The sequence below is a fragment of the Novosphingobium pokkalii genome (genome assembly GCF_014652855.1).
Taxonomy (GTDB): Bacteria; Pseudomonadota; Alphaproteobacteria; order Sphingomonadales; family Sphingomonadaceae; genus Novosphingobium; species Novosphingobium pokkalii.
The window spans coordinates 32,573-44,982 of record NZ_BMZP01000026.1 but is presented as its reverse complement, the minus strand read 5'-3'; the positions used below and the strand labels follow the sequence as shown (position 1 = coordinate 44,982).

Annotated in this window: 9 protein-coding genes; 6 read left to right on the top strand and 3 right to left on the bottom strand. The window is 66.2% G+C overall.

Going from position 1 to position 12,410, the window contains the following annotated elements:
* Positions 1-118 precede the first annotated feature (118 nt).
* Positions 119-2,635: a TonB-dependent receptor gene (locus tag IE191_RS19280; protein WP_191326013.1), complete on the bottom strand. Its 2,517-nt coding sequence runs from the start codon at positions 2,633-2,635 to the stop codon at positions 119-121.
* 182 nt (positions 2,636-2,817) lie between these two features.
* On the opposite strand from IE191_RS19280, the gene IE191_RS19275 reads away from it, so the two are divergent.
* The 6 genes from IE191_RS19275 to IE191_RS19250 all read left to right on the top strand — a co-directional run bounded on the left by IE191_RS19275 (position 2,818) and on the right by IE191_RS19250 (position 10,254).
* On the top strand, positions 2,818-3,492 hold the full coding sequence (locus IE191_RS19275; RefSeq protein ID WP_191326012.1) for a GntR family transcriptional regulator: 675 nt from the start codon (positions 2,818-2,820) through the stop codon (positions 3,490-3,492).
* The gene (locus tag IE191_RS19270; RefSeq protein WP_191326011.1) at positions 3,492-4,403 is read left to right on the top strand and encodes a hydroxymethylglutaryl-CoA lyase; all 912 of its coding nucleotides are present in this window, start codon (positions 3,492-3,494) and stop codon (positions 4,401-4,403) included. The genes IE191_RS19275 and IE191_RS19270 overlap by 1 nt, the downstream gene beginning before the upstream one ends.
* 67 nt (positions 4,404-4,470) lie before the next feature.
* On the top strand, positions 4,471-6,519 hold the full coding sequence (locus IE191_RS19265) for a hydantoinase/oxoprolinase family protein (protein WP_191326010.1): 2,049 nt from the start codon (positions 4,471-4,473) through the stop codon (positions 6,517-6,519).
* A gap of 15 nt (positions 6,520-6,534) precedes the next feature.
* A complete protein-coding gene (locus IE191_RS19260) occupies positions 6,535-8,424 on the top strand; it encodes a hydantoinase B/oxoprolinase family protein (RefSeq protein ID WP_191326009.1) in 1,890 nt (629 codons plus the stop codon).
* 2 nt (positions 8,425-8,426) lie between these two features.
* The gene (locus IE191_RS19255; RefSeq protein WP_191326008.1) at positions 8,427-9,614 is read left to right on the top strand and encodes a CaiB/BaiF CoA transferase family protein; all 1,188 of its coding nucleotides are present in this window, start codon (positions 8,427-8,429) and stop codon (positions 9,612-9,614) included.
* 4 nt (positions 9,615-9,618) lie between these two features.
* On the top strand, positions 9,619-10,254 hold the full coding sequence (locus IE191_RS19250) for an N-carbamoylsarcosine amidohydrolase (protein ID WP_191326007.1): 636 nt from the start codon (positions 9,619-9,621) through the stop codon (positions 10,252-10,254).
* On the opposite strand, the gene IE191_RS19245 is transcribed toward IE191_RS19250, so the two are convergent.
* Together IE191_RS19245 and IE191_RS19240 are read right to left on the bottom strand one after the other, a co-directional pair.
* Positions 10,245-11,123, bottom strand: a complete 879-nt coding sequence (locus IE191_RS19245) for a crotonase/enoyl-CoA hydratase family protein (protein WP_191326006.1) — start codon at positions 11,121-11,123, stop codon at positions 10,245-10,247. The genes IE191_RS19250 and IE191_RS19245 overlap by 10 nt on opposite strands.
* Complete coding sequence (locus IE191_RS19240; RefSeq protein WP_191326005.1) at positions 11,120-12,385, bottom strand: cytochrome P450; 1,266 nt, start codon at positions 12,383-12,385, stop codon at positions 11,120-11,122. The genes IE191_RS19245 and IE191_RS19240 overlap by 4 nt, the downstream gene beginning before the upstream one ends.
* Positions 12,386-12,410: the final 25 nt, after the last annotated feature.

The window sequence follows — 12,410 nt, the reverse complement described above, 5'->3', positions numbered from 1 at the left end:
TCATGCGCAACAAAACGGCCCGGCTCTAATCCCAGCTGGTGGAAAGCTGGGGGTCACGTCAGCGCCACAACAGCACGGCCGGGCTCCGGCAAAGTCAGCGCGAAGCCTTGGGGAAACGTCAGAACTTCATGCTGGCTTCAACGCCCACCAGGCGGCGGGTGCCGGGGGTGATGAACGAGCCGCCGAATTCCACGGCGGTGATCACTTCGTTGAGGTATTGCTTATCGAGCAGGTTGTTGGCGAAGACGGCGAGGCTGTAGCGGTCGGTCTGGAGGCCGGCGCGCAGGTTGACGATGCCGAAGGCGTCGCGGCGGGCCACGTCGTATTTGCCGTTGCCGACCGAGGCGGGGAGTTGCAGGGCCGAGATCGGCAGCAGGCCGGAGAAGACCGTGGGTACCGACTGGTTCTGCACGGTGTGGAACCAGGTGGGGCCGGTGAGGCGATAGTCGGCGCGGGTGAAGAAGCGCAAGTCGCCGCTGAGTGGCTGTTCGAATTCGCCGCCCAGGTTCAGGGTGTAATCGGCGGTGTAGGGAGACTTGTTGCCCACGGTGTAGGGGCGCGAGGAGTTCTTCTTGATCTCGCTGTCGGTGTAGTTGAACGAGCCGAACAGCTTCACGCCCTTGACCGGCTTGAGCGTGACGCTGGCTTCCAGCCCCTTGAGGTCCACCCGGTCGATGTTGGATACCACGCGCAGCAGGCCGAAGCTGCCGACGAAGAATTCAAAGAACTGCATGTCGTGCACCTGGGTGTAATAGCCGGCGAGATCGAAGGTCAGCGCGCCGTTGAGCAGGTTGCCTTTGAGGCCCGCTTCCCAGGCGCTCGACCATTCCTTGCGGTACTGGTCGTTCACCGTCACGTTGGCGCCGAAGGCGTTGACGAAGTTGTCCTTGATGATCTGCGCCGAACCCTGGTTGTTGAAACCGCCCGATTTGAAGCCGATGCCCCAGTTGGCATAGAGGTTGAATTCGCGCGTGGGCTTGTAGCTGAGCGTGACCTTGGGCTCGAACTGTTCGAAGCGGGCGTGCTTGTCGGTGAGCGGGCCAAACGCCTGGCCGGGGTTGATCGGGCCGCCGGTGAAGGGATCGGTGGCGGTGGGCACGAGCGAGGAGGACTTGCGATCCTCGATATCGTAGCGCAGCGCCAGGCCGGCGTCGAACTTCTCGTTGGGCTTCCATTCCACCGAACCGAATCCGGCATAGACGTTGGTCTTAAAGCGATCGGCGAGGAGCAGCGTGGTGGGATTGGTGGTATTGGGCGCGTTGTAGAGCTGCTTGATCACGCCGTTGCCGGTGTCGGCGCCCAGGCTGACGCCGACGGTGCGCTTGATGTGCAGGTAATAGGCGCCAAGCTGCCAGTTGATCGCGCCAGCATCGCCGATCAGGCGCCATTCGGTGCTGAAATCCTGCTGCTTGCGCACCTGGTACTGCGTGCCGTCGCAAGTCGTGGGGCTGTAGGGGCCGAAGGTGGAGCCGGTGGCGGGCGCGAAGATGAACGGCACCGGGGTCTGCCCGATGAAGCCGGGCGCGTTGACCGGATAGCCGGTGAGCGCGGCGGTACTGGTGAAGCACGAGGTGACCGCGCTTTGCGCCTGCGGATTGGCGGCGCTGAGGAAGCGGCCGAAATCGGCCGAGGTGCCATCGGCCACCAGATCCTGGTTGACGTTGGAATAGAGCGCCCAGCCCACCAGCTTGATGCGGTCGGTCAACTGGTGGTCCAGCTTGATCGAGGCGTCGAAGCTGGTCTGGTCGTTGGTGGGGCGGATGTTGTTGTAGAAGTGGAACGGGTGGGTGTTGACGTTTTCATAGAACGCGCCGCCAAAGCCGGGCAGGTGGAACGCGGCGTTGAACGGCAGCGACGCGCCGTGAAATTCGCTGTAGCGCGCCTTGAGGTCGAGCTGGGTCGGGCCGCCCTGGCCGACCATCACGCGGCCATCGATCGCCCAGTTCTCCTTGTCGTCCACCGTCTTGGAATTGGTGAAGGTGTTTTTGTAGAAGCCGTCGGTCTTGTAGTAATAGCCCGCGAGCACGAAGCCGACATTGTCGGCAACCGGGCCGGCGACATGGGCGCTGGCTTCCCAGGTGTTGTAATCGGCATAGGACAGCTTGGCCGCGCCGGTGAAGCTGTCGGTGGGCTTGAGCGACTGGATGACGATGGCCCCGGCCGCCGCGTTGCGGCCATAGAGCGCGCCTTGCGGGCCCTTGAGCAGTTCGACCTGTTGCAGCGTGCCCTGCGGCTGGTTGAGCTGGGCAGTGTTGGTTTTCAGGATACCGTCTACGACCAGGGCGACCGAGCTTTCCGCGTCGCGCGCGCCGTTCATGCCGCGGATGTTGATCTGGGTGTCGCCCGCCTCGGCCGTGCCGGTGACGATGGTGACGCCGGGGGTGAGCTTGACGAAATCCTCCGCCTTGACCGCACCGGTGCGTTGCAGGGCATCGGCGGTGAGCACCGCGACCGAGGCGGGCACGTCCTGCAACCGCTCGTTCTGGCGGCGGGCGGTGACGATGATGCCGCTGTCGTCGCCGGGCGCGATGCCAGTTTGGGAGACGGGCTGCGGCGCTTCTTGCGCCAGGGCCGGCGTGGCAAGCGCGGCGAGCAGCGACGCAGTGGCGAGGAAGTGGGCGTGAGAAAGTCGCATTGCATTCTCCCTGTTCGGTGGCGCCGGCCCCATGGCCGGGATCGCCAATGTCACCGCCGGTCTTTTTCGTGCCCCCATGGCTGACGCGGCTTGATCGACACAAAGAGTATTGTATACAAATACCGCAGGTCAAGATACAAACGTTCCTGAGAGGCAACGCAGCCGAAGTTTTGGAGAAAGACGTGTCCCGCGCTTCCGACCGTGCCTATGAAGCGATCCGCAGCATGATCCTGTCGGGCGAGTTGCCCGCCGGGGCGCAGCTTGCGGAAGAGGCCCTGGCCGAGCGTTGCGGCGTGTCGCGCACCCCGGTGCGCGAAGCGTTGCGGCGGCTGGAATCCGACCTTCTGGTGACGCGCACCGACACCCAGCGCAGCTTTGTGGCAGACTGGTCGATCGACGATGTGGCCGATGCCTTTGAACTGCGTGCGGTTCTGGAAGGCAAGGCGGCGCGGCGCGCGGCAGAGCGGATGACGGACGCGGCACTCGCCCGGATTCGCGGGGCGAATCACCGCCTGGGCGAAGCGATCCGCTTGCCCGTGCCGGACGTGGCGGTGTTTCTGGAAGCGAATCGGGATTTCCATGCAGCGATTCTCGACGTGGCCGCCTCGCGCCGCCTGGCGGCCCTGCTGGCCACGCTGATCGAGCAGCCGGTGGTGTGGCGCACGGCGCACCATTACAGCCGCGAAGCGCTGCGCCGGTCGTGGAGCGAGCACGAGGAACTGATCGCCGCCTTCGTACGCCGCGACGGGGCCTGGGCCGAAGCGATCATGACCGGGCACATCCTGCGCGCCTATCACGCCTATGCCGATGCCCACCGTGGCCTGGCCGAGCTGAGCCAGAAGGAGGCTGCCGAGTAATGTATACAGAATCCATCGAAATGGTCGAGGTTGCCCCGAGGGACGGGTTGCAGAACGAAAAGACCATGATTTCCACCGACGACAAGGTGGCGCTGATCGGGCGCGCCATTGCCGCCGGTGCGCGGCGGATCGAGGTGACCAGCTTCGTCAATCCCAAGGCCGTGCCGCAGATGGCCGATGCCGAGGCGGTCTGTGCCCGCCTGCCGCAGCGCGCGGACGTGACCTATATCGGCCTGGTGATGAACGCGCGCGGCGCCGCGCGGGCGATCGAGACCGGTCGCATCGACCAGTTGGGCGCGGTCTCTGTCGCGACGGACACCTTTGCCAAGGCCAACCAGGGCCAGACCAGCCAGGGTTCGGTGGCGGCGGCCAGCGAGATCATCGCCATGGCGCACCAGGCGGGCAAGACCGGCCAGGTGACCATTGCCGCCGCGTTTGGCTGCCCGTTTGAAGGCGAAGTGGCGCAAGCGCGCGTGGTGGCGATGGCCGAAGCGCTGGCCAAGGCCGATCCGGTGGAGATCGGCCTGGCCGACACCATCGGCGTCGGCAATCCCGCGCATGTCGTCTCGCTGATCGGCAAAGTGCGCGCCGCCGTGCCGCACATTCCGGTGCGGGTTCATTTCCACAACACCCGCGGCACCGGCCTCGCCAATGTCTGGGCGGCGATCGGCGCGGGCGCGGTGACGGTGGACGCGGCGATCGGCGGGCTGGGCGGCTGTCCGTTCGCGCCCGGCGCGGCGGGCAACGTCTCGACCGAGGACGTGGTCTACATGCTGGACCGCGCAGGGGTGGGCACCGGGCTGGACCTGGCAGAATTGATCGCGGCGAACCACTGGCTGGGCGCGGTGATGGACCGCACGCTGCCGGGCATGGTCGCGCGCGCGCCGCGGTTCCCGGCGCCGAAAGACTGACCGGGACACCGTTATCGTTCCAACAAGGCCGTTTCAAAAAGGTCATAGTGAAAAGGTTTGTCGATCTATGGGTTACCGGCTTGGCGTGGATGTGGGCGGCACGTTTACCGACCTGCTGCTGTTCGACACCGACAGCGGCGCGTTCTGGCGGCACAAGACGCCGTCCACCCCGCATGACAGTTCCGAAGGCATTCTCAACGGCGTGACGGCGATCTGCGCCAAGGCGGGCATTGCCGCCGGCGCGATCGACTATTTCCTGCACGGCACGACCGTGGCGACCAACGCCGTGCTGGAAGGCAAGGGCGCGCGCGTGGGGCTGGTCACCACCGAAGGCTATCGCGACATCATGCAGATCGCGCGCAGCTATGTGCCTGGAGGCCTGGCCGGCTGGATCATCTGGCCCAAGCCGCAGCCGCTGGCCGCGCTGGAAGACACGGTGACGGTGAAAGGCCGCATGGACGCGCAAGGGCAGGAAGTGCGCCCGCTGGATGAAGCCGACGTGCGCGCGCAGCTTGCCGTGCTGAAGGCGCAGGGCGTGGAAGCGGTGACGGTGAGCCTGATCAACGCCTATGCCAACGGCGCGCACGAAGCGCGGATCGGCGCGATCGCGGCCGAGGAACTGCCCGGCGTGCCGGTGTCGCTCAGCCATGAAGTGCTGCCGGAAATGCAGGAATACGAACGCACCCTGACCACGGTGGCCAATGCCAGCGTGCGCCCGGTGGTGGGCAAGTATGTTTCCAACTTGCGCAATCGCCTGGCCGCCGAGGGCATGACCGGCAAGCTTTCGCTGCTGCGCTCCGACGGCGGGTTGATGAGCGCGCAGAAGGCCGAGGAACACCCGGTCAGCATCCTGATGTCCGGCCCGGCCGGCGGGGTGACCGGGGCGATCTGGGTGGGGCGCAATGCCGGTATCCGCAATATCCTCACGCTCGACGTGGGCGGCACCAGCACCGATGTGGCGCTGATCGAAAACCTCGAACCACGCCGCCAGCGCACCACCGAAGTGGGCCACCTTTCCGTCCGCGCCTCGGCGCTGGACGTGAAGACGGTGGGCGCCGGTGGTGGCTCCATCGCCTATGTTCCCGCGCTGACCAGAGCCCTTCGGGTCGGGCCGCAGAGCGCGGGGGCGGTGCCGGGGCCGGTCGCCTATGGCAAGGGCGGCACGGCCCCCACCGTTACCGATGCCAATGTCGTGCTGGGCTATCTGCCGGAAAACCTGTTGGGCGGCACGTTCCAGCTCGATCGCGAAGGGGCCAAGGCGGCGGTACAGACGATTGCCGATGCACTGGGCATCGGGTTGATGGAAGCGGCGCGCGGGATCATCGACATCGTCAACGAGAACATGTTCGGCGCGCTGCGGATGATTTCGGTGCAGCAGGGCTATGACCCGCGCGATTTCGCGCTGATGGGCTTTGGCGGCGCCGGGCCGCTGCACGTCAACGCCGTGGCGCGGCTGATGGGCAGTTGGCCGGCGGTCTCTCCGGTCAGCCCCGGCGTGCTGTGTGCGCTGGGCGATGCCACCACGCGGATGCGCACCGAAACCGCGCGGTCGTGGTCGCGCCTGGCGCGCGAGACGGCGCCCGAAGACCTGCTGGCCGTGCTCGACGAGATGGCTGCGCATGTGCGCGCCGAACTGCTCGCCGATGGCGTGCCGGAAAGCGAGATCGCGACCAGTTTCGAAGTGGACGTGCGCTATGCCGGGCAGGCGTTTGAAGTGCCGCTGTCGATCACCGCGCAGATCCTGGCCGACGATGGCATCGCCGGGGTGCTGGCGCGCTTCGATGAAGAGCACAAGCGGCTGTTCACTTTCAACATGGATACCCCGCACGAAATCGTGAACCTGCGCGCGGTGGCGCTGGGCCGTGCGCTCGATCTGCCGGCCGCGGAGCTGGAGCAGGGCAACGGCGATCCTTCGGCGGCCAAAGTGCGCGACCATGTGCTGTGGATGGACGGGGCCGAACAGGCGGCGGTGATCTATGACCGTGCGCGGCTGAAGGCCGGCGACGTGATCCCCGGCCCGGCGATCGTGTGCGAGATGGATTCCACCACGCTGATCGAGACCGGCTGCGTCGCCACGGTCGACAAGGTCGGCAACATCCTCATCAACCTGGCCTGACGAAAGGGAAAACCCATGCCTGCACAGATCGTCCAGACCAACCCCAAGCCCTTTGCCAAGGTTGCCATCGATCCCGTCACGCTCGACATCATCGAGAACGCGCTGCGCAACGCGCGCGTGGAAATGGACGCGACGCTGGTGCGCACCGCGATGTCGCCCGGCATCCGCGAACAGGGCGATGCCTTTCCCCTGATCGCCGACCACACCGGCAAGATGATCGTGGGCCAGTTCGGCAGCTTCATCGGCGGCTTCCTGGCCAATTACGACGGCACCCTGGAAGAGGGAGACATGATCTTCCTGTCCGATCCCTATTCGGTGGATGGCGCGATCAGCCATTCCAACGATTGGCTGGTGCTGCTGCCGGTGTTCAAGGACGGGCGGCTGATCGCCTATACCTCGATGTTCGGCCACCAGAGCGACATCGGCGGCAAGGTGGTTGGCTCCATGCCGATCAATGCCCATTCGATCTATGAGGAAGGGGTGCGCATCCCGCCGGTGAAAATCTGGCGCAAGGGCGAATACAATGCCGACCTGATGAAGCTGGTGATGCACCAGACGCGCAAGCCCGATTGGTGCGCGGCCGATCTCAATGCGCTGATCGCCTCGTGCCGGGTGGCCGCGCGCCGGGTGATCGAAATGGCCGAGCGGTTTGGCGACGATGTCTATGTTTCGGCCACGCAGGAACTGCTGGCGCGCAACCACCGGGCGATGAAGACCCTGCTGGGCCAGGCGGTAAGCGAAGAGCCGGTCAGCTTCGAGGACTATATCTGCGACGATGGCATGGGCTTTGGCCCCTATCGCATCCGCTGCACGATGTGGCGCGAAGGCGAGACCGTGGTGCTCGATTTCGACGGCACCGATCCGCAGAGCGCGGCCTCGATCAATTTCTACCTCAACGAAAACATGTTCAAGATGTTCTTCGGCATCTACATGATCATGGTCTTCGATCCGCAGATCCTGTTCAACGACGGGTTCTATGACCTGATCGATGTGCGCATTCCCGAGGGATCCTTGCTCAAGCCGCGCTTTCCCGCCGCGCTTTCGGGGCGCACCCATGCACTGGGGCGCATCTTCGATATCCTGGGCGGGTTGCTGGGGCAAAAGACGCCGGAATTTCTCAATGCGGCGGGCTTCTCGTCCTCTCCCCACTTGTTCTATGCCGGCAACGACACGCGGCCGGGCAAGGGGCAGGCGTGGTTCCAGTTGTTCCAGATCGGCTTTGGCGGCATTCCCGGCCGGCCGCTGGGCGATGGGCCGGACGGGCATTCGCTGTGGCCGGGCTTTACCAACGTGCCCAACGAGTTCCTCGAACGCTACTTTCCGATGATGATCGAGCGCTATTCGACCGAGCCCGATTCGGGCGGGGCCGGGCTGCATCGAGGCGGCAACGGCATCCACATGACCTATCGCTTCCTCAGCGCTGGAACGATCGCCATCCACGACGATCGCTGGTTCGTGCCGCCATGGGGCGTGAACGGCGGCGATCCGGGCAAGCGGGCGCGCAAGATCCTGGAAAAGGCCGACGGCACCACGCAGATCGTGGGCAACAAGGTGGAAGACCTGGCCGTGGAAGCAGGCGACCAGTTGCATTTCATCACCTGGGGCGGCGGTGGCTGGGGCGATCCGCTGGAGCGCGATCCGGCGCTGGTCGGCAAGGAAATCGTGCAGGGGCTGGTCACGCCGCAAGGCGCGCGCGCCTATGGCGTGGTGGCCGATGCCCGTGGCGAGGTGGACGAGGCCGCGACGCAGGCCCTGCGCGCGGACATGCGCGCGCAGCGGGGCGGCGCCTTGCCGGTGTTCAACACCGGACCGGGGCTTGATGCCTTGCGCGCCGCCTGCCAGGCGGAAACCGGGTTGCCGGCGCCCATCCCGCCGGTGTGGCCGCAAGCAGAAGCGGCGGAGTGACCATGAACAACGGTGCATTGCAGGATATCCGCGTCGTCGAACTGGGCCAGTTGCTGGCGGGGCCGTTTTGCGGCCAGTTGCTGGGCGACATGGGGGCCGACGTCATCAAGGTGGAGCCGCCAGTCACCGGCGACCCGATGCGCGACTGGGGCCAGGGCAGCGAAAAGGTGCAGTGGGAAGTGATCGCGCGCAACAAGCGCTCGGTCAGTGCCAACTTGCGCGTGCCCGAAGGCCAGGCGCTGGTGAGGCGCCTGATCGCCCATGCCGACGTGCTGATCGAGAACTTCAAGCCGGGCACGCTGGAAAAGTGGGGCATGGGGCCGGACGTGCTGCTGGCCGAATTCCCGCACCTGATCATCGCGCGCATGTCCGGCTATGGCCAGACCGGCCCCTATTCCGACCGCGCCGGTTTTGGCGGGATCGGCGAGGCAATGGGCGGCTGGCGTTATATCGTGGGCGAGCCGGACCGCCCGCCGAGCCGCATGGGCGTTTCGATCGGTGACACGCTGACCGCGACCTATGGTTGCATGGGCGTGCTCGCCGCGCTGCACGTGAAGGAAAAGACCGGGCAGGGCCAGGTGATCGACACCGCGCTTTATGAAAGCGTGTTGCAGGTGATGGAAGGCCTGGTGCCGGAATACGACCGCATGGGCCTGATCCGCGAGCGGTCCGGATCGATCCTCAAGGGCATCGCGCCGTCCAACGTCTATGCCTGCAAGGACGGCGAATTCATGATCGGGGCCAACAAGGACTCGCTGTGGAAGCGCCTGGCCGAAGCGATGGGGCGGCCCGAGCTGGGCGACGATCCGCGCTATGCCACGCATCTGGCGCGGGGCGAGAACCAGACAGAGCTGGACGCGCTGATCGATGCCTGGACGCGCACGCTGACCATGGACGAAGTGGACGCGCTGATGATCGAATATTCGATCCCGGCGGGCCGCGTCTATCGCGCGCCCGACATGCTGGCCGATCCGCATTTCCAGGCGCGCGAGGCGATCATCGAAGTGGAAACCGAGCGGTTCGGTCCGCTCAAGATGCAGTCCACGTTCCCGCGCTTTTCCGCCACGCCCGGCGGGGTGCGGCGCCCGGCCCCCTCGGTGGTGGGCCAGCACAATGCGGAAATCTATGGCGCGCTGCTCGGCCTGGGCCAGGCAGAACTGGATGATCTTGCCGCGCGCGGGGTGATCTGAGGCGATGGCCAAGGACGAAGCCGGGCTGGAGGCCAACTATGCCGGGGCGTTCGACGGGCACCTGCCCTTCGGACAGCGCCCGGCGCTGCTGCTGGTCGATCTGGTCGAGGCCTATCTCCAGCCTGGCTCGCCGCTCTATGCCGGGATCGAAAGCGCGCTCGCGAGCGCCGTGCGCGTGACGGCAGCAGCGCGCGCGGCGGGGCTGCCGGTGATTTTCACCAATGTCGAATACCAGCCCGGCGGGGCGGATGGCGGCGTGTTCTATCGCAAGGTGCCCGCGCTCAAGGTGTTCGACCGCGGCTCGCCGCTGGGCGCCTTTCCCGCCGTGCTGGCCCCGCAGGACGGCGACGTGGTGATCACCAAGCGCTATGCCTCGGCGTTCTTCGCCACGCATCTGGCCGCCACGCTGACCGCGCTGGGCGTGGATACGGTGCTGATCTGCGGCACCTCCACCTCCGGCTGCATCCGCGCCACCGCGCTCGATGCCTGCCAGAACGGCTTCCTGCCCTTCGTGGTCGCCGATGCCTGTGGCGATCGCCACGCCGCGCCGCACGAAGCCAACCTGTTCGACCTCCAGGCCAAATATGCCGAAGTGGTGAGCGAAGCGCAGGCGCTGGGGCTTATCGCCCGTCAGCCATAGGGCAGATCTTCCCACCACGGGAAGTAGTCCGGCATGTCGGCCGAGACGCGATCGGGGAAGCGGGCGGGGCGCTTTTCGAGGAACGCGGCAACGCCTTCCTGGGCGTCGGCGCTCTGGCTGCGGGTGAGGATGCCGCGGCTTTCGATGCGATGCGCTTCCATCGGATCGGTCATGCCCAGGCCGCGCCACAGCATCTGGCGGGTGAGCGCGACAGAGACCGGCGCGGCATTGTCGGCAATCTCGCGCGCCAGGGCCTGGGCCGTGGGCAGCAGGTCGGCGGGCGCAACGACCTGCTCCACCAGGCCGCCGGACAGCGCCTCGTCGGCGCCGAACACCGCGCCGGTGTAGCACCAGCGCAGTGCGCGGCTGATGCCGACGAGGCGCGGCAGGAAATAGCTCGATGCCGCTTCGGGCACGATGCCGCGCCGCGCGAAGACGAAGCCGAAGCGCGCCGTGTCGCTGGCCAGGCGCAAGTCCATCGGCAGCAGCATGGTGGCGCCGATGCCGATCGCAGGGCCGTTGATTGCGGCAATGATCGGCTTCTTGAGCTGGAAGATGCGCAGCGCCAGGATGCCGCCGCCATCGCGCGTGGCCGGGTCGCTGTAGTCCGGCGCCTCGGTCGCTCTGGCATCGCCGCGGAAATTGCCGGCGCCGCCGGAAATGTCGGCCCCGGCGCAGAACGCGCGGCCGCTGCCGGTGACGATGACCGCGCGGATCGCGTCATCGGCATCGATCTGGTCCAGCGCGGCCACCATCTCGCGCATCATATGCGTGGTGAAGGCATTGAGCTTGTCGGGCCGGTGGAGGGTGAGCGTGGCGACGCCTTGATCCAAGTCCAGCGTGATCTGCTCAAACACTGGTTCGGTCATGCGCATGCCACCGGCTGCGGCAAGCGGGAATAGCGCACGGGCATGGAGCGGATGCCGCTGACGAACGAGCCTTCGGTGTAGATCGGCGGGCCGGCCGGCGCGATCGTGGCGATCTGCGCGAAGAAGGCGGTGAAGAACGCCTCGATTTCCAGCTTGGCGAGGTATTGGCCAAGGCAGGTGTGCGGGCCATGGCCGAACGCGAGATGGTTGTTGAGCGCGCGATCGATGCGGAAGCAGTCGGCATCGCCAAAGGCCTCGGGATCGCGCGTGGCCGCGCCGAACGAGAGCAGCACGTGATCGCCCGCACGCAGCGTCTGGCCGTGCAGGGTATAGTCCTGCGTCACGTTGCGCATGAAGTGCTTGACCGGCGCGGTCCAGCGGATCGCCTCGTTGACGAAAGTCTTCATCAGCTCGGGATGGGCCTTGAGCAGGGCCATCTGCTCGGGATTGTCGAGCAGGGCCTGCATGCCGCCGACGATCGAGGCGGCGGTGGTATCGTGCCCGGCCGTGGCGACAATCACGTAATAGCCCAGGCGCTCTTCCGCGCTCATCTCGGCGCCGCCGGGCATGCCGGTGGCGATCAGCGTGGCCACGTCCTCGCGCGGATTGGCCTGGCGATCGCGGGTGATCGCATCGAAGAACGCGATGTAATCCTGCTTCACCGCCACGATATGCTCGGCCTCGCTCAGGCCGGGACGACGCACCGCCGGATCGGACGCGCCGAACAGCTCGTGCGTCAGGCGCAGCATGCGCGCCTCGTCCTGCTCGTCGATGCCCAGGATCGCCATGGCGACGCGCAGCGGATACCAGAAGGCGATATCGGTGGCGAGATCGCACGACCCTTCATCCTGCGCCATGCGCGCCACAAAGGCGGTGGCATGCTTGGCAATGGCGCTTTCCAGCTTGCGGATGTTTTTGGGCAGGAAGAAATCCTGGGTCAGCGCGCGCATCGCCTGGTGGTGAGCGCCGTCCATCGCGGTGAGCGGGAAAACGCCGGATTCCACGCCGAAGATCGCCACGTTGGCCTGCTCCACCGGGATCGGCAGCAAGGTCATGCGCGGGCCGGCGTTGAAGATTTCGGGCTGGCGCTCCAGTTCGCGGATATCGGCGTGGCGCGAGACCACCCAGAACGGGCGAAAGCCCTCGGGATCGGCCCAGGCCACCGGATGTTCCCGGCGCAACCAGTCGTAGAACTGTTGCAGCCGCTGCGGGTCTCCATACAAAGTGGGATCGGCGATCTGGTTGACGGCAAACCCGCTCATTTCGGCACTCTCCAGTCTTGTGTCT

Bases quoted from the DNA above. Each gene is read 5' to 3' on its own strand.
- IE191_RS19280 (WP_191326013.1), bottom strand. From the start codon at position 2,635: ATGCGACTTTCTCACGCCCACTTCCTCGCCACTGCGTCGCTGCTCGCC.
- IE191_RS19270 (WP_191326011.1), top strand. From the start codon at position 3,492: ATGTATACAGAATCCATCGAAATGGTCGAGGTTGCCCCGAGGGACGGG.
- IE191_RS19265 (WP_191326010.1), top strand. From the start codon at position 4,471: ATGGGTTACCGGCTTGGCGTGGATGTGGGCGGCACGTTTACCGACCTG.
- IE191_RS19260 (WP_191326009.1), top strand. From the start codon at position 6,535: ATGCCTGCACAGATCGTCCAGACCAACCCCAAGCCCTTTGCCAAGGTT.
- IE191_RS19255 (WP_191326008.1), top strand. From the start codon at position 8,427: ATGAACAACGGTGCATTGCAGGATATCCGCGTCGTCGAACTGGGCCAG.
- IE191_RS19250 (WP_191326007.1), top strand. From the start codon at position 9,619: ATGGCCAAGGACGAAGCCGGGCTGGAGGCCAACTATGCCGGGGCGTTC.
- IE191_RS19245 (WP_191326006.1), bottom strand. From the start codon at position 11,123: ATGACCGAACCAGTGTTTGAGCAGATCACGCTGGACTTGGATCAAGGC.
- IE191_RS19240 (WP_191326005.1), bottom strand. From the start codon at position 12,385: ATGAGCGGGTTTGCCGTCAACCAGATCGCCGATCCCACTTTGTATGGA.